General features: G+C 69.8%; 14 protein-coding genes. 10 read left to right on the top strand and 4 right to left on the bottom strand.

Going from position 1 to position 17,375, the window contains the following annotated elements:
• The first annotated feature begins 125 nt into the window (after nt 1-125).
• From HUO13_RS15890 to HUO13_RS15875, 4 genes are read left to right on the top strand one after another with little or no spacing between them, the layout of a single operon-like run.
• Nucleotides 126-1,427: a flavin monoamine oxidase family protein gene (locus tag HUO13_RS15890; protein WP_211902107.1), complete on the top strand. Its 1,302-nt coding sequence runs from the start codon at nt 126-128 to the stop codon at nt 1,425-1,427.
• 54 nt (nt 1,428-1,481) lie between these two features.
• Nucleotides 1,482-1,985: a flavin reductase family protein gene (locus HUO13_RS15885; protein WP_211902106.1), complete on the top strand. Its 504-nt coding sequence runs from the start codon at nt 1,482-1,484 to the stop codon at nt 1,983-1,985.
• A 44-nt stretch (nt 1,986-2,029) separates the two neighbouring features.
• Nucleotides 2,030-3,559 carry an aldehyde dehydrogenase (NADP(+)) gene (locus HUO13_RS15880; protein WP_211902105.1) on the top strand — a complete coding sequence of 510 codons (1,530 nt, stop codon included), beginning with the start codon at nt 2,030-2,032 and terminating at the stop codon, nt 3,557-3,559.
• A 7-nt stretch (nt 3,560-3,566) separates the two neighbouring features.
• The gene (locus HUO13_RS15875) at nt 3,567-4,337 is read left to right on the top strand and encodes a 2-keto-4-pentenoate hydratase (RefSeq protein ID WP_349253384.1); all 771 of its coding nucleotides are present in this window, start codon (nt 3,567-3,569) and stop codon (nt 4,335-4,337) included.
• A gap of 112 nt (nt 4,338-4,449) precedes the next feature.
• Here the strand turns inward: HUO13_RS15875 and HUO13_RS15870 are convergent, their stop codons facing one another.
• Nucleotides 4,450-6,765, bottom strand: a complete 2,316-nt coding sequence (locus HUO13_RS15870; protein WP_211902103.1) for a transketolase-like TK C-terminal-containing protein — start codon at nt 6,763-6,765, stop codon at nt 4,450-4,452.
• A 132-nt stretch (nt 6,766-6,897) separates the two neighbouring features.
• Here HUO13_RS15870 and HUO13_RS15865 point away from each other — a divergent pair, with 132 nt between their 5' ends.
• Nucleotides 6,898-7,374, top strand: coding sequence for an Lrp/AsnC family transcriptional regulator (locus HUO13_RS15865; protein WP_211902920.1), 477 nt, complete (start codon nt 6,898-6,900; stop codon nt 7,372-7,374).
• 48 nt (nt 7,375-7,422) lie between these two features.
• On the opposite strand, the gene HUO13_RS15860 is transcribed toward HUO13_RS15865, so the two are convergent.
• The gene (locus HUO13_RS15860; protein ID WP_249124878.1) at nt 7,423-8,493 is read right to left on the bottom strand and encodes a LysR substrate-binding domain-containing protein; all 1,071 of its coding nucleotides are present in this window, start codon (nt 8,491-8,493) and stop codon (nt 7,423-7,425) included.
• 31 nt (nt 8,494-8,524) lie between these two features.
• Here HUO13_RS15860 and HUO13_RS15855 point away from each other — a divergent pair, with 31 nt between their 5' ends.
• From HUO13_RS15855 to HUO13_RS15845, 3 genes are read left to right on the top strand one after another with little or no spacing between them, the layout of a single operon-like run.
• Complete coding sequence (locus tag HUO13_RS15855) at nt 8,525-9,916, top strand: M20 family metallopeptidase (protein WP_211902102.1); 1,392 nt, start codon at nt 8,525-8,527, stop codon at nt 9,914-9,916.
• Complete coding sequence (locus HUO13_RS15850) at nt 9,913-11,187, top strand: MFS transporter (RefSeq protein ID WP_211902101.1); 1,275 nt, start codon at nt 9,913-9,915, stop codon at nt 11,185-11,187. Before HUO13_RS15855 ends, HUO13_RS15850 begins: the two co-directional genes overlap by 4 nt.
• A 13-nt stretch (nt 11,188-11,200) precedes the next feature.
• Entirely contained in the window at nt 11,201-12,211 is a 1,011-nt protein-coding gene (locus HUO13_RS15845; RefSeq protein WP_211902100.1) for a 1-aminocyclopropane-1-carboxylate deaminase, read from the top strand.
• A 78-nt stretch (nt 12,212-12,289) separates the two neighbouring features.
• On the opposite strand, the gene HUO13_RS15840 is transcribed toward HUO13_RS15845, so the two are convergent.
• Complete coding sequence (locus tag HUO13_RS15840; protein ID WP_211902099.1) at nt 12,290-13,621, bottom strand: MFS transporter; 1,332 nt, start codon at nt 13,619-13,621, stop codon at nt 12,290-12,292.
• Between the two features lie 502 nt (nt 13,622-14,123).
• Here HUO13_RS15840 and HUO13_RS15835 point away from each other — a divergent pair.
• Together HUO13_RS15835 and HUO13_RS15830 are read left to right on the top strand one after the other, a co-directional pair.
• Complete coding sequence (locus HUO13_RS15835; protein WP_211902098.1) at nt 14,124-14,918, top strand: IclR family transcriptional regulator; 795 nt, start codon at nt 14,124-14,126, stop codon at nt 14,916-14,918.
• Nucleotides 14,919-15,030: 112 nt separating this feature from the next.
• Nucleotides 15,031-15,981 (top strand): alpha/beta hydrolase, encoded by a 951-nt coding sequence (locus HUO13_RS15830; protein ID WP_211902918.1) that lies wholly within the window; start codon nt 15,031-15,033, stop codon nt 15,979-15,981.
• 39 nt (nt 15,982-16,020) lie between these two features.
• Here HUO13_RS15830 and HUO13_RS15825 read toward each other — a convergent pair whose 3' ends face one another.
• Nucleotides 16,021-17,280 carry an ATP-binding protein gene (locus HUO13_RS15825; protein ID WP_249124877.1) on the bottom strand — a complete coding sequence of 420 codons (1,260 nt, stop codon included), beginning with the start codon at nt 17,278-17,280 and terminating at the stop codon, nt 16,021-16,023.
• Between the last annotated feature and the right edge of the window lie 95 nt (nt 17,281-17,375).

Here is a 17,375-nt window from a genome sequence, read left to right as displayed (position 1 = left end):
GTATATTGAACGTATCGTTCGAAAAAACTACCTGATGTCGCTCTGCAGCGGCCGGGCCGCGGTGAGCAACCGATCCGAACTGCGATATCCGCACGCGAAGCCGACTACGAGGGGAGCACTGCACCGTGACCGAGGAAACCGACGTCGTCGTGGTCGGTGGCGGGGTCGCCGGCCTGATCACGGCCCGCGAGCTCAGCCGGCACGACCTGCGCGTCACCGTGCTCGAGGCCAGGGACCGGCTCGGCGGCCGGGTGTGGACCGACCACCGGCTCGGCCGCGACCTGGAGATCGGCGGCACCTGGCTGCACTGGGTGCAGCCGCACGTCTGGGCCGAGCTCACCCGCTACGGCCTGGAGGTCACCCGCGGACCGCGCCCCGAGGAGGCCTACTGGCTGGCGGGCGACGAGGTCCGCAAGGGCTCGCTCGACGGCTTCATGGAGCTGATCGACCCGGGCATGCGCCGGCTCCTGGACGAGACGATGCGCTGGATCCCCCGGCCGGACGCCCCCGCCTCGGGTCCGGGCCTGGCGTCCGTCGACGCCTTCAGCGTCCGCGACAAGCTCGACGAGCTGGACCTGCCGGTGGAGGAGTACCGAGCCAACGAGGCCGCCTGGGTGGGGCACTTCAACGCCCCGCTCGAGGACGGGGCGTTCACGAGCGCACTGCGCTGGACCTCCGCCACCGCCGGTTCCTGGCACCTCATGCACGAGGCCTCGGCGGTGTTCCGCATCGCCTCCGGCACCAGGTCGCTGGTCGAGGCGATCGTCGCCGACACCAGGGCCGACATCCGCACCTCCACCGAGGTGCGCCGGGTCGAGCACGATGCCGTCGGTGCCGTGGTGACCACCGCCGCCGGCGACCGGATCAAGGCGCGCCGGGTCGTGCTGACCCTGCCGCAGAACATCATCGGCGAGCTGGACGTCTCCCCCGGGCTCTGCGAGCAGAAGCGCGCCGCGAGCAAGGAGAAGACGGCGTCGAGGGGTGTGAAGGTCTGGATCCGGGTCCGCGGCCCGATCAAGCCGTTCTTCGCCTACTCGTCGGCCGACCACCCGCTGTCGGTCGCGCGCACCGAGTTCGTCGGCGACGACGACGCCGTGCTGGTCTCCTTCGGGGCCGACTCGCGCCGGATCTCGCCGCACGACATCGACGCCGTCCGCGACGCGCTGCGGGTCTGGCGCGACGACCTCGAGGTCCTGGAGGTCACCGGGCACGACTGGATGGCCGACCCGCTCTCGCAGGAGACCTGGCTGATGCAGCGGCCGCACCAGCTCACCCGGTACTTCGAAGCCCAGCAGCGGCCCGAAGGCGTCCTGCACTTCGCGGGCAGCGACTACGCCAACGTCTGGGCCGGGTTCATCGACGGGGCCGTCGAAAGCGGCCTGCGCGTCGCCCGAGAGATCAGCACCGGCCTCGGCACCTCGCACTGACCACCGACGACCGACGACCGACGACCGACGACCGACCAGGAGGGAACACCGACCATGACCCTGTCGTCGCAAACGATCGAGCCGCGTCACTTCCGGGACGTGATGGGACATCTGCCGACCGGCGTCGTCGTCGTGGCCGGCCGCGAGCCCGGTAGCGGGAATCCCGCCGGACTCATCGTCGGGACGTTCCAGTCGCTGTCGCTGGACCCGCCGCTGGTCACCTTCAGCGTTGCGAGGACGTCGAGCAGCTGGCCGAAGATCCGCCCGGCGGAGTACTTCAGCGCCAGCGTCCTCGCCGACGGGCAGAACGACGTCTGCCGTGCGATGTCGAGCAAGACCGACGACAAGTTCGCCGCCGTGGACTGGCACGAATCCGCCGACGGCACCCCCAAGATCTCCGGCGCGCACGCCTGGATCGACTGCAGGACCGTTCAGGAGCTGGAAGGCGGCGACCACGTCATCGTGATCGCCGAGGTGCTGCGCCTGGACGCAGGCGGAGGCGAGCCCCTGGTCTTCCACCGCGGCAGGCTCGGCGGATACCGCGCCCTCCAGCTGTGATCATCTCCCCGCCCCGCAAGACGACGAAGTGAGAGCACACAGCCATGATCAACACTTTCGAGCAGGCTGAGCCCGAGGAGTCCCAGGAAGAGGTCGAGCGGTGCCTGACCGCGGCGGCCACGGCGGCCGCGCTCTGGGGGCAGTGGTCCCCGCGCCAGCGGGCGGACGCGCTGTCCGCGATCGCCGACTCGCTCGATGCCGAGGGGGCGTCCCTGATCGCCGAGGCCATGCGGGAGACCGGGCTCGCCGAAGGCAGGCTCACCGGTGAGCTGAAGCGCACGACGGTGCAGCTGCGCATGTTCGCCGACGTCCTGCGCGACGGCTCCTACCTGCGGGTCGTCCTGGACCGGCAGGACCCCGACTTCGTCCTCGGTCCCCGGCCCGACCTCCGCCGCGGCCTGATGCCGATCGGCCCGGTGCTCGTGTACGCGGCGAGCAACTTCCCGTTCGCGTTCTCGGTCGCCGGCGGCGACACCGCATCCGCACTCGCCGCGGGGTGCCCGGTGGTGCTCAAGGCACACCCCGGCCACCCGCGCACCTCGCGGAAGACGGCCGACGTCGTGCGTTCGGCACTGGCAGCCACCGGCGCGCCGGAAGGGACCTTCGCGATGATCGCCGGCCGGCAGGCCGGGGTGCGGGCACTGCAGGACCCCCGGGTGGCCGCCGGGGCGTTCACCGGGTCGGTGTCCGGCGGGCGGGCTCTGTTCGACATCGCCGCATCCCGTCCCGCTCCGATCCCCTTCTACGGCGAGCTCGGCAGCATCAACCCCGCGGTCGTCACGGCCGGGGCCGAGCGCGAACGCGCCGACCAGGTCGCCTCGGGTTTCGTCGGATCGTTCACCCTCGGAGCCGGGCAGTTCTGCACCAAGCCGGGAATCCTGCTGCTACCGCGCGGAACGGGCCTGCCGTCGCAGATCGCGAAGCTGACCGGTGAGGTGCCGCCTGCCAGGCTGCTGACCTCCGGGATCGCCGAGCGGTACCGGGAGCGGACCGAGGAGCTCGCGGCAGTGCCCGGGGTCGAGGTGCTCGCGCGCGGAGCCGAACACGAGGACCCGTCCGGGGTTCCCGCGTTCACCCCGACCCTCTTCCACGCGGGGTCGGTGGAGAACCTGCGCGAGCACCCCGTTCTCCTCGAGGAGAACTTCGGGCCCTCCGCCGTGATCGCCGAGTACGGCTCGGACGGCGAACTGCACGCGGTGCTGGCCGCCGTGGAGGGCAGCCTGACGGTCACCGTCCACACCGCCGACGAACCCGACGACGCCGAGCGGCACCGGGTCACCGGCCTGGTAACACTGGCGGCACGGCGCTCCGGGCGGATCGTGTTCAACGACTGGCCGACGGGGGTCGCGGTGACGGCCGCGCAGCAGCACGGCGGCCCGTATCCGTCCACCACCGCGGTTTCGCACACCTCCGTGGGCACCGCGGCGATCGACCGCTTCCTGCGCCCGGTGGCCTACCAGAACGCACCGGACTTCGCCCTGCCTCCCGCGCTGCGCGAATCCAACCCGTTGGGCCTGCCCAGAACCGTGGGCGAAGCGGGCGACTCGCGTCGGTGGAGCGCACCTCAGGGGTGAGCGCGTTCTGGCGGGAGGGTCTCCGACGGCACTGCACGCAGCGGCGGCCCTCCCCCGCCAGCGCGCCTGGCGCGGGGCAGCCGCACGGCGCCCGGGCCGTGCGGCCACCCGGGCTACTCAGTTCGGCCACCACATCTCTCTCGACGACGGACCGCGTTGTCGGCTACAAGCTGGGCAACGTCGCCAAGGTCATGCAGGACGCGTTCGGCCTCGACCAGCCCGATACGGGTACCTGCCGGCCTCAGCGTTCGCCTACGAAGGCACCCCGGTGGACCGTGAGCGGTTCATCGCGCCGTTCGTCGAGCTCGAACCGGCCTTCATCCTCAAGCGCCCCCTTCGCGGGCCGAACATCACCGTCGCCGACGTCATCAACGCGATCGAGTACGCGGTCCCCGCGATCGAGATCATCGACTCCCGCGTCCAGAACTGGGCGATCGAGCTTCCGGACACCCTTTCGGACAACGGTTCGACCGGCGCGGTCATCCTCGGTGGAACCCCTCGGCGGGTCGACGAGCTGACGTTGAGCGACACCCGCGGCACCCTCCACTTCAACGGCCACCACATGATGGACGGGAACACCAGGAACATCCTGCGCAATCCGTTCGCCGCCACCGCGTGGTTGTGCAACCGGCTGGCGACCTACGGCGTCGAGTTCGAGCCGGGCCAGGTCATCCTCCCCGGCAGCTGCCTGGAAGCGGTGCCGATGAACGAAGCCGGGCACTGGTCGGGCACCTTCGCCGGCTGGGGGGCGGTGGAGTTCGAGGTGTCCGCTCCCTGAGGGCGCGGGCGAGGGCGTCCAGCGGACCCCGTCGGCGAACGCGCCGGCGGGGTCCGTACTACGGCAGGACGGGCATCAGCCCGTGATCCTCTTTCCCGACCGTGTCAGGTGGTCAGGTGGTCAGGTCGAGCGCGGCGCGGACGATGCTGTCGGTGTCGATGCCGTGGTGGCGGTAGACGTCGTCGAGGCTGCCGGACTGCCCGAACCCGGTGACACCGAGCGCGATGCCGGGGACCTGGTTGACCGATGCGAGGAACGCGAGGGTGTGGGGGTGGCCGTCGAGGACGGTGACCAGCGGGGTCGCCCGCGCGGACGGGAACACCTGCTCGAGGATCCAGCTCGGACCGTCCGTGCGGCCCTGTTTCGCTTGCAGTGCTTGGAAGAGCAGGCCGGGGCTGGTCACGCAGACCACATCCGCCGGGATGCCGGCTTGCGCCAGCCGGTCGGCCGCTTCGAGTGCTTCGGGGATCAGCGCGCCCATCGCGGCGATCGTCACGGCCGGATCATCCGCGCGGTGCAGCGTGTAGGCGCCGGCGACGGCATGCCGTCGCCGGCGCTCCCGCGCCGCCGGATCGGCGGGCACGGCCGCGAGCTTCTGATCGACGGGGCGGGTGGAGAGCCGGAGGTAAGCGGAGGTGCCGCCGGGTTGGCCGAGCCTGGCCAGGCAGGAGAGCAGGATCCACTCGACGTCTTGCGCGAACGCGGGTTCGTAGGTGAGGCAGCCGGGCTGTTCGAGGCCGACCGAGGGAGTGGTGATGGACTGGTGGGCGCCGCCTTCGGAGGCGAGTGTGACACCGGAAGGTGTGCCGACCAGGATGGACTGTCCGCCCGCGTAGATGCCGAACGACCAGGGTTCGAGGGCTCGCTCGACGAAGGGGTCGTAGAGCACGCCGATGGGCAGCAGCGGCTGTCCCCAGCGGCTCCAGGTGGCGCCGAGTTCCCCCAACAGCCCGACCAGGTTGGTTTCGGCGATGCCGAGCTCGATGTGCTGCCCAGTGGGTTTCTCCCGCCAGTGCAGGATGGTTTCGGTGTCGTCGGCGAACCAGTCGACGCGTTCGGTCACCGACCACACGCCGACCTTGTTCATCCAGCCGCCGAGGTTGGTGGTGGAGCTGACGTCGGGGCTGACGGTCACGATCCGGCTCGCCGCGTCGGGTGCGTCCCGGGTCAGGTCGACCAGGACTCGGCCGAGTGCGGCTTGGGTGGTCGTGGTGCCCGAGGGGGTGCGGCCGATGTCGGTGGGCAGCGCGGGCGGCGCTGTGTGCGCGACCTCGGGGCGGCGCAGGCGGTTGGCGGCGGCCGCGCACAGGTCGCCTTCGGGGGTGCCGGCCGCGAACCGGTCCCACGGCGTGCCGGGGTCGATGCCCAGCCGCACGGCCAGGTCGGCCATCTGTTCCGCGGTCAGCAGGGACGAGTGGTTCTGCGGGTGGCCCTCGGTCGGTAGCCCGTTCCCTTTGACGGTGTAGGCGAAGATGACCGTCGGGCGGGTGTCCTCGATGGCGTGGAACGCGGCGTCGAGCGCGGCGAGGTCGTGGCCGCCGAGGTTGCGGATCGCCCGGCACAGCATGTCATCGTCCACACCGGACAGCAGGTCGCCGATCTCGCGGTCGCCGCCGGGCAGGCGCTCACGGATCTGCCGCGCGTCGCAGCGCAGCAGGCGCTGGTATTCGGGGTTGGGCATGGTGTCGATGCGCGCGCGCAGCGCCGCGCCACCGGGGCGGGCGAACAGCTCGTCGAGCAGGCGCCCGTACTTCAGCGTGAGCACCTGCCACCCGGCGGCGGCGAACATGCCCTGGAGGCGGCCTGCGGCGATGTTGGGCACGACCCGGTCCAGCGACTGGCGGTTGAGGTCGACGATCCAGACGATCTCGCCGAGCTCGGCAACACCGGGGTCGAGGACCGCCTCCCAGATGGCGCCCTCGTCCAGTTCGGCGTCGCCGAGCAGCGAGTACTGCCGTCCCGTGCCCGCGCCGCCCACCGCGTTCTCGACATAGCGGCGGGCGACGGCGCCCCAGATCGACGCGGTCGCACCGATGCCGACCGAGCCGGTGGAGTAGTCGACCGGGTCCGGGTCCTTAACCCGGCTCGGGTAGCTCTGCAGGCCCCCGAACTCGCGCAGCCGCGGCAGATAGGACTCGTCCAGCTCGCCGAGCAGGTAGTTGATCGCGTGCAGCGCCGGGGAGGCGTGCGGCTTGACCGACACGCGGTCCTGCGGGCGCAGGTGGCGGAACCACAGCGAGGTCATGATCGAGGTCATCGAGGCGCTGGAGGCCTGATGTCCCCCCACCTTGAGGCCCGAAGGATTGGGGCGCACCCGGTTGGCGTGGTGGACGATCGCGGTCGACAGCCACAGCACGCGGCGCTCGATCTCGCTCACAACCTCGAACTCCGCGGATGCCGTTGGCTGCGCGGGGGCGGTGCTGGTCATGTCGCTACCTCATCCCGATGTGCAGAATGAGAAAACATGACAGCAGCGATCGCCGCACTGCACAATATGCGACGTTGGTATTGAGCAGAATGCTCAACACTGCCGTCCGCGACCCGACTGAAGGCGAGCATGATGCCCAGCTCCGACCGCATCGACGCCACCGACGCGAGGCTGCTGCTCGCGCTCATCGAGGAACCACGCGCGACCACCGTCGCGCTGGCGGAGCAGACCGGGCTCTCCCGCAACACCGTGCAGACCCGCCTGGCCAGGCTCGAGGAGCGGCTCGACTCGTTCGAGCGCCGCGTGTCCCCTGCGCTGCTCGGCTATCCGCTGACCGCGTTCGTCACGACGACGGTGCGGCAACGCCTGCTCGACGAGGTCGCCGCCGCGCTCGACGGTATCCCCGAGGTGCTGCAGGTCCAGGGCATCAGCGGCCAGAGCGACCTGCTGGTGCGGGTCGTCGCCACCGATGCCGACGACCTGTACCGCATCGCAGGCCAGATCCTGGCCATCCCGGGTGTCGAACGCACCAGCACCGCGCTCGTCATGCGCGAGCTCGTCGACTACCGCGTCGCCCCGCTGCTCCTCCGCCGGGCCGAGGGCGGGTGAGTCCCGCATCGGGAGGTCCCGCAACAGTGCGTCGTCCCCAAGATCTGCCTACATGGCAACGTCATCGCCGACCTGCTCGATCAGGTGCGCGAGGAAGGCCCGCACCGCCGCGGGCAACGCGCGCCGCGCCATCGACTGGATCTGCATGCTCCGGCGGCTCAGCTCCGGGTTGCGGATGGGGACGATCGCCAGGCCGTCGGCACCGAGCCGCCGGCGCACCGTCAGCGGGCCGACCAGGGTGACCCCACCGCGGAGCTGCGCGAAACTCTGCAGCGCACCCGAGTAGTTGCTCACGAGAGCGGGCTCGAAGCTCAGCCCTTCCAGCGCGACGCAGACGTCGAAGAGCTGCCGGATCGTGGTGCCCTCCTCCATCAGCGCGAGCGGGTACTTCAGCAGGTCCGCGAGCTCGACGTCCTCCCGATGCGCCAGCGGATGATCGTCGGGCATCAGCGCGTAGACCGGCTGCTGCTGCGAATACTCGACCTTGATTCCCTCTTCCGGCCCGAGGCTGTAAGTGATGCTGAGGTCAACCGTGCCGTCTTTCACCTGCTGCGTCGCCACCGCCGGGCCGGTGACGTTCAGCCGGAAACGCACCCCCGGATGCCTTTCCCGAAAAGCGGTGATGGCCGCCGGCAGGAAATCGCGCGCGAAACCCTCGGAACTCGCGAGTTTGACGGTACTGCGGTGCAGGGCCTCGACGCCGTGCACGTCGGCGAGCACCTGCTCGGCCTCGAGCGCGCTGCGCCGGGCGTAGGCGGCGAGGATCCCGCCCGCCTCCGACAGCACCATCCCCCGCGGCTGGCGCTCGAACAGCGGCGCCCCGACCTCCTGCTCCAGCTTCGTGATCTGCCTGCTGATCGCCGAGGTGGCCACGTGCAGGCGCTCCGAGGCCTCGCTGATCGAACCGGTGCGCGCGACCTCGAGGAAGTAGCGCAGCGACGTGGGCACGAGGTGCATCCTGGGAATGTACTGCCGCGCGAAGCGCCGCCGCTGGGCGTGGTGGCGGCGAGCGGGTGGCCGCAGCCGTTGCCGCCAGGGCAATACACCCTTCGAAAACGTGTAGTTGTGCCTTCCGTCACCGATCCATAAACTCGACGCACCCGGCCGGCCGAATTGCAAATTCGCACGTTCTCGATGTTAAGAGGAAATAATGAACCGTGCTGCCGTTGTAGAGCGTGCCGCGGAATACTTCGATTCCGGGGAATTCCTCACCGAACTCGGCCGCCGGATCGCGTTCGCGACCGAAAGCCAGGACCGGGCGCGGGCGCGGTCACTGCGTTCCTACCTCACCGACGAGCTGGCCCCGGCGCTCACCGGCCGGCTGGGCTGCACCGCGCGCGTCGTCGACAACCCCGCGGGCGACTACCCGCTGCTCGTGGCGAACCGGCACGAGGGCGACGAGCTGCCCACGGTGCTCGTCTACGGCCACGGCGACGTCGTCCTCGGCGAGCCGCGGCGGTGGCGGCACGGCCTCGATCCGTGGCAGGTCGTGGTCGAGGGCGACCGCTGGTACGGCCGCGGCACCGCCGACAACAAGGGCCAGCACACCATCAACTTCGCGGCGCTGGAGCAGGTGCTCCGCGTGCGCGGCCGGCTCGGCTTCAACCTCAAGGTGCTGGTGGAGACCGGGGAGGAGTCCGGCTCGCCGGGCCTGCGCACGGTCTGCGCCCAGTTGCGCGACGAGCTCGCCGCCGACGTGCTGATCGCCTCCGACGGGCCGCGCGTGGCCGCCGAGCGGCCCACGCTGTTCCTCGGTTCACGCGGCTCCACCCCGTTCACCCTGCGGGTCGACCTGCGCGCGGGCGCCCACCACTCCGGCAACTGGGGCGGCCTGCTGCGCAACCCGGCGACGGTGCTGGCCGGCGCGCTCGCCACCCTCGTCGACGCGCGGGGCCGAATCCTCCTCCCCGGTCTGCGGCCGCAGGAGATCCCCGCCAACGTCCGGGACGCCCTGCGCGACATCGCGGTCGGCGGCGGACCGGACGATCCGCCCGTGGACGAAGGCTGGGGCGAACCCGGTCTCACCCCGGCCGAGCGACTCGTCGGCTGGAACACCCTCGAGGTCCTCTCGCTCGCCGCGGGCAACCCGGACAACCCGGTCAACGCCATTCCCGGCAGCGCACACGCGCACTGCCAGCTCCGGTCCGTGGTCGGCACCGAGGTGGACAAGCTCGCCGTCATCCTCCGCGAGCACCTGGACGAGCACGGATTCGCCATGGTCGACGTCGAGGTCGGCCCGACCATGCCGCCGACCCGGTCGGACCCGGACGACCCCTGGGTGCGCTGGGCGCTCGGCTCGATCAGCCGCACCACCGGCGCGCAACCCGCGCTGCTGCCCAACCTCGGCGGCAGCATTCCCAACGACGCCTTCGCCGACGAGCTCGGGTTGTGCACGCTCTGGATCCCGCACTCCTACCCCGCCTGCGCCCAGCACGCCCCGGACGAGCACTTGCTGGCCCCCGTGGCACGCGAGGGCCTGCGCATCATGGCCGGCCTGTTCTGGGACCTCGGCGAGGACTCTCCCGTGAGGAGTCACCCGTGACCGCGCAGACAGCCTCCCCCGAAGCACCGGTGAAGGTGCGCCGCGTCATCGTCGCGGCGTCGATCGGGAACGCGCTGGAATGGTTCGACATCCTCGTCTACGGCTTCTTCGCCGCGACGATCTCGAAGCTGTTCTTCCCCGCCAGCGACGAGACCGTGTCGCTCGTGCTGACGCTCGGCACGTTCGCGGTGTCCTATGTGGTCCGTCCAATCGGGGCACTCGTGCTCGGAGCGTATGCCGACCGGGCCGGGCGCAAGAGCGCTCTGATGCTGTCGATCCGGCTCATGATGGCCGCGACGCTGGTCATCGCGATCATGCCGCCGTACGCGCAGATCGGGCTCGTCGCGCCGATCGCGATCCTGCTCGCCCGGCTGGTCCAGGGCTTCTCCGCGGGCGGGGAGTTCGGCAGCGCCACCGCGTTCCTCGTCGAGCACGCACCCGAGAAGCGCGGTTTCATGGCGAGCTGGCAGTTCGCGAGCCAGGGACTCGCGACGCTGCTCGCGTCGGCGTTCGGCACGGTGCTGACCGCCACGCTGTCCGACGCGCAGCTGGAGTCGTGGGGCTGGCGCATCCCGTTCGTCTTCGGTCTGCTGATCGGCCCGGTCGGCTACTACATCCGGCGCTACGTCGGCGAGGCCGGTGAGTTCGTCAAGACCGCGGACCTGGAGCGCGCGCCCGTGCAGGAGACGTTCCGCTCCCAGAAGGGCCGCATGCTCGTGGCGATGGGCGCGCTCGCGGTGTCCACCGCGATCAGCTACCTCATCACCTACATGCCCACTTTCGCGGTGAAGGAACTGGGCCTGCCCGCGTCGACCGGATTCGCGTCCACCCTGGTCACCGGGATCGTGCTGACCGGGCTGACTCCCCTGGTGGGTCACCTGTCGGACCGGTTCGGACGCACCCGGATCATGCTGATCTTCGCGGCGCTGATCCTCGCGCTGGTGTACCCGAGCTTCGCGTTCCTGATCGCAAGCCCGGGCTTCGCGGTGATCCTCGTCGTGATGTTCCTGGTCGGTGTGCTCAAGGCCGGCTACTTCGCTCCGCTGCCCGCGATGATGGCGGAGCTGTTCCCGGTCACCAGCCGCGCCACCGGGATGGCGGTGAGCTACAACATCGGCGTGATGACCTTCGGAGGCACCACACCGCTGGTCATCGTCTGGCTCGTCGACGCGACGGGCAGCAAGCTCTCGCTGACCTTCTACCTGATGTTGCTGGCCGTGCTGAGCCTGGTCAGCGTCGTGTTCGCACGCCGCAGGCTCCACATTCCCTGATCGGAGGATCACCTTGTCACTCGATGACTTCGACCGCTTTCCGCTGCTGTTCGGCCCGTCGCCGGTGCACCGGCTGGACCGGCTGACCGCGCACCTGGGCGGCGCCGAGATCTGGGCCAAGCGCGAGGACTGCAACTCCGGCATCGCCTACGGCGGCAACAAGACCCGCAAGCTGGAGTACCTCGTGGCCGATGCCCTGGCCCAGGGCTGCGACACCCTCGTGTCGATCGGCGGCGTGCAGTCCAACCACACGCGCCAGGTCGCGGCGGTCGCGGCCAGGGCGGGGCTCAAGTGCGTGCTGATCCAGGAGAGCTGGGTCGACTGGCCGGACGCGGTCTACGACAAGGTCGGCAACATCCTGGTCTCCCGGCTCGCCGGAGCGGACGTGCGACTGGTGCAGGCCGGGTTCGGCATCGGGTTCAAGGAGAGCTGGGAGCAGGCGATCGCGGAGATCGAGGCGGCGGGCGGCAAGCCCTACGCGATCCCGGCCGGCGCCTCGGACCACCGGCTCGGCGGCCTGGGCTTCGCGAACTGGGCGTTGGAGGTGGCGGAGCAGGAAAGGCAGCTCGGGGTCTTCTTCGACACCATCGTGGTGTGCTCGGTGACCGGCAGCACCCAGGCCGGCATGATCGCCGGGTTCGCCGCGCTGGACGGGCAGCCGCGGCGGGTCCTCGGCATCGACGCCTCGGCCAAGCCGAAGGAGACCTGGAACCAGGTCGCGCGGATCGCCCGCAACACCGTGTCGCTCCTCGAGCCCGGCCGCGAGCTGGCCGACGACGAGATCCTGCTCGACGAGCGGTACCACGCGGGCATCTACGGCATCCCGGACGAGTCCACACTGGACGCGATGCGACTCGCGGCGCGGACCGAGGGCATGGTCACCGACCCGGTGTACGAGGGCAAGTCCATGGCGGGCCTCATCGACCTGGTCACCCGGGGCGAGATCGCCAAGGACGCCAAGGTGCTGTACGCCCACCTCGGCGGGCAGCCGGCGCTGAACGGCTACAGCGCCCTGTTCGGGTAGACGCAACCCGTCGACTGAACGTCGGACGACGGCACCCGAGTTGCCAAAGCCTCCTCGGGTGCCGTCGCTCGACAACCGCTACCGCGTGCCCGCGGAGCTGATCTCGTTCAGGTTGCGGCCGACCGTTTCCGGAGCCAGGACCTGGGAGACCGCGCCTCCGACCACGCAGACCCCGGCGGCGATGAGCATCGTGGTCCCGGCACCGAGCTCCTGCATGGACCAGGGGAACAGGAACGTTCCCAGGCCGGCACCCACACGGCTGACCGCCGTCGCGAACCCGGTTCCGATCCCCCGGACCTCGGTGGGCAGCACTTCACCGGGGTAGACGCCCGTGAGAGCCGTGCACATGGCGTTGGCGAAGGCGAAGATCAGGAAGCAGGCCAGCACCACCAGCGGCGGCGCCGACGCCCACAGCCCGATGACCACCAGCACCACCGCACAAACCCACTGCTGGGGAATGGTGAGCGCGCGGCGCCCGATGCGGTCGATGAGCAGGCACGAGACGACGACGCCGACGAGGGCCACGCCGTTGACCCCGATGGCACCCGCCAGACCGTCCTCCCCGAGGCCGTACTGCGACAGCACGCTGGCCGAGAACGTCGCGATGGCGAAGTAGGGCGTCACGGTGCAGAACCAGAACACCGAGATGAACGCGGTGGCGCGCCAGTGCTGCGGCGAGAAGAGCATGCCGAACGTGCCCTGGCGCTCCTGCTCGCCGGTGATGTCGGCGCGATCCGCGACGTCCTCGATGTAGGTGTCGGCGATCTGCCGGGCCTCCTCGACGCGGCCCTTGTTCATCAGCCAGCGCGGTGACTCCGGTACGCCCAGCCGACCGAGGAACAGCAGCACGGCCGGCAGGGTGCTCGTCCCGAGGATGACCCGCCAGTCGGTGTCGACCGCCATCAGCACGTAGCCGACGACGAAGGCCGCCACGAACCCGATGTACCAGGCCACCTCGGCGAAGGACATGCACCTGCCGCGCAGGCGCGCCGGCGCGAACTCCGCCATGAGGGGCCAGCCGATGGAGTACTCGGCGCCGATCGCGACACCCATCAGCAGCCGCACGAGGAACAGCTGCCAGCTCGAGTCGACGAAGAACTGCAGAACCGACCCGGCCACGAATATGGCGAGGTCGGCGGTGAACATCGGTTTGCGGCCGAGCTTGTCCGCCAGCCAGCCGCCGAGCGGTCCACCCGCGAAAATGCCGATCAGTGCGGCGGCGCCGATCAGCCCCTCCCCGTACACCGACATGTTCAGGTCGGCGGTGATCGCGGCGATCACGGGACCGACGATGCCGAGGACGTAGCCGTCGATGAACATGCCGCCGGAGGCGACGATGGTCAGCCTGACCAGGAACCGCTTCCTGTCGACCGATCTGGGCGCGGTGTCCTCAACTGCGGTGTTGGTCACCAGCTTGTTCCCTCCCTGGCGAAGCGCCCGCGGTATGGGTGCGCACGCTGACGGCGCCCCATGCCCCGACCGCGGGCGACGTGTTTTGAGACGTGCTGCCACACGGTGACGACCAAGCTCGTACCGGGTACCCGAACTCGATCTATCCGTTCATCATGTGAACGTAATGACCAAAGACTGTGTCAGAGACCATCCAAACCCGTCAAGACTTCTTCTGAGACAACGAAGATTGACAGCCTAGCCTCCTCGCTGCACACTGGATCGCAACGAACATATCGTTCACTATGCAAACACCAGGTATCGGGTTGTGCATCACCGGCACGAACGCCGACCGACATGCAGCCACATGGAGGGACCGCAAGCTCCTCTGGACAACAGCCAACTGGAAACGGCTCGAGCTGCCATCCGCCCGCTGCGTCCACTAAGTGAACGCAGCCTGTTAGCCTGGATGCGGGGCACGAGGTGCCCTCATGCGTTCCGAGGCGGCAGGAGGCAGAGAGGAATGGCTGACGAGCCCGAGCACGCGACGATGGCCAACAAGTCGGTGTCGAAGGCCGTCCGCCTGCTCCGCGAGCTGGGCGCCCAGCCGCGCACCGGAGCCACCGTCACCACACTCGCGAAAGCAACCGGCCTGAGCAGGCCGACCGCCTTCCGCCTGCTCTACAGCCTCGAGCAGGCCGGACTCGTCGACCGCATCGACACCAACTACGTCCTCGGCTGGGAACTCGCCCGGCTCGGCCGGCGCGCCGACCCGTACACGGGCCTGGTGGCCCATGCACAGCCGCTGCTGCAGGAACTGGCCGACAAGTTCAACGAGTCGGTCACGCTGTCCGTCCCGAATTCCCACGACGGGCTCGACCTGGTCGCCGAGGCCGCCGGGTCCCACGTGGTCGGCATCGTGTCCCGGAACATGGTCGGCGAGCAGTACCCCATGCACGCCAGCTCCACGGGCAAGGTGCTGCTGGCCTCGCAACCGCCCGAGAAGCTGCGCGCGATGCTTCCCGAGAAGCTCGATGCGTTCACCCCGTACACCATCACCGACCGGTCGGCCCTCATCAAGGAGCTCGAGCAGGTCCGGGAGCAGGGCTTCGCCATCATCGACAACGAGCTCGAGCACGAGCTCCTCTCGCTGTCCCGCCCGATCCGCGACAGCGCGGGCACCCTCGTGGCCATCCTGACCCTCAACAGTCCGCGCAGCCGGTTCGGCCGGGCCCGCATCCCCGAGGCCCTCCAGCAGATGCAAAGCACCGCCGACCGGCTGACCGCGTTGTTCTGGCGCGACGCGACCGCAGGCTGAGCGCCACACCGGCACCAAGGGCATCAGCGGTCACTCTTGGCCAGGATCGCGACAGGACTCCAGCGGAGGCCCAGGTCTCATCGACTTCCAGGAGCATTCAGTGACAAGTGGGATGCCACGGCCGCCGTTCGATCCCGAGCTCGCCGCCGCGCTAACGGCGCTCGACGACCGGGTTCCGGTCGGCATGACGGCCGAACAGCTGGAGCAGTACCGCGCGATTCCGTTTCCAGGGATCGAGGAACAGATCGGTGACCGGCCGGTCAAGTGCGTCCACCACACGGTCACCGGCTACGGCGGAGCAGAGATCGCGGTATCGGTCATCGCGCGCGAGGATCACCGAACCCGAGGCCCGGGGATCTACCACATCCATGGCGGTGGCATGGTCATGGGCGACCGGTTCTCCTCGGTCCATCCGCTGATCGACTGGGCGATGAAGTTTGACGCCGTCGCCGTCACGGTCGAGTTCCGGCTCGCGCCAGAGCACCCCGACCCCGTCCCCGTCGAGGACTGCTACGCGGGGCTGGAATGGATGGACGCCCACGCCGACGATCTGCTGTTCGACCGCGACCGCCTGGTCATCTTCGGCGGTAGCGGCGGAGGCGGCCTCGCTGCCGGAACCACACTGCTGGCTCGCGACCGCAACGGACCGAAGCTGTTCGGCCAACTGCTCCAGTGCCCGATGATCGACGACCGGAACGAGACAGCATCGTCGCATCAGTACGACGGAATCGGCGTCTGGGACCGGACGAGCAATCTGACGGCGTGGACGGCGGTCCTGGGCGATCGGCGGGGAACAGCCGACGTCTCGCCCTATGCGGCGGCGGCTCGGGCGACCGACCTCGGCGGGCTTCCACCGACGTTCATCGATGCCGGTGCAGCAGAGGTTTTCCGTGACGAGGCCGTCGCCTTCGCGAGCGCGATCTGGGCGGCCGGCGGCGATGCGGAGCTCCATGTCTGGGGCGGCGCGTTCCACGGTTTCTACGACATCGCACCGGAATCCGCGGTCGGCCGGGCGTGCGTCGCCGCCCGCGAATCCTGGCTCGAGCGCTTGCTCAGTCGCTAGTCGTCGCGCCCACGTAGCTCATACCGTCCCGCTCCCTGGTCAGAGTCGGGTGTAGTCCTCGATGTCCTGCTCGAACTCCTCGATCGCCTGGGCGGTCAGCGTCGGCCGGGCGTCGGCGACGGCCCGCAGGTAGTCCTGCGTCGTGGCCAGGGCGCCGTCATCGTGCAGCACGTCGCGCTCGAAGGCGGTCTGGGCGCCCTGGCGAGCCGCGAACTCGATGTCGGCCGGGGTGAACAGGTCGGTGCGCTCCACCAGCAGATCCAGGTCCACGTTGTCCCGCGCCGGCCCCAGGTAGCGCGACCAGATCGCGCGGCGGGCGGGTGGATCCGGCGGACCCACCGGGATGATGTAGTCGAAACGACCGGGCCGCAGGAACGCGGAGTCCAGCGAGCTGACCGAGTTGGTGGCGCAGACCAGCAGTCGGTGGTCGTGCTCGCGGAAGCCCGGGATGAGCTTGAGCAGCTCGTTGGTGACCCCGTGCGCCGGCCCGGCCGCGGGCGTGGAGCGCATGCCCGCGATCTCCTCGACCTCGTCGATGAACAACACCAGGTCGTCGAGATCCTCGAGCTCGGCGAACACCGCGCGCAACGAGGCCGCCAGCCCGTCCGGGGACGACCCGGCCAGCCGGGACGGGAACAGCTCGACGAACGGCCAGTTCAGCCGGGAGGCGATCGCCTTGGCGAAGCTGGTCTTGCCGGTGCCCGGCGGCCCGAACAGCACGATCGCCTTCGGCGGCAGCACGCCATGCCGCTCGGCCTGCTCGGAGTGGGAGATCGGCAGCACCACGCGGCGCTCGATGACGTCCTTCTCCCGCGTCATCCCGGCCAGAGCGTCCCACCGGCCAGGCGGCAGCAACTGCCCGCCGAGTTCCTCCAGCACGCCGAAGTCGGCGGGGTCGAGGTCTTCGACCTTCTCGAAGTAGGTCAGGTCGGTCCGCGGCCGATATCCGGAGTTGACCATCGCCTTGAACCCGGCCGCACCCTCGGGCACCAGGCTCGTGATGCGGTGCACACCCTGACCGCGCAGCTTCTTCTCCAGCTCGCCCAGCAGCGCGCTGCCGATGCCGCGGTTGCGCCACCGCGCGTCGAGGGCGAACATCGCCAGCCAGGCGCGCTCGCCCTCCACCTTGGCGGCCGCCATGCCGACCACGTCCTGCTGCACGACCGCCACCATCGCCGGATGACCGGCCCGAGCGATCGAGACCACCTCGGCGGCCGAGAACACCGGCTCTCCACCCTCTCGGCTCTGGTCCCAGATGTGGATCGCCTGGTCGAGGTCGTCATCGTGAAAATCGCGCACCCGCCACGACGGCATGGCCACCTCCCGCTGTTCACGCCCACACCGCTGGACAACCGCCGTGAGCTGGCATTGCGCGGAAGCTATCCGCAGCTCTC

The organism is Saccharopolyspora erythraea (genome assembly GCF_018141105.1).
Lineage (GTDB): Bacteria > Actinomycetota > Actinomycetes > Mycobacteriales > Pseudonocardiaceae > Saccharopolyspora_D > Saccharopolyspora_D erythraea_A.
This window is presented reverse-complemented; position numbering and strand designations above follow the sequence as displayed.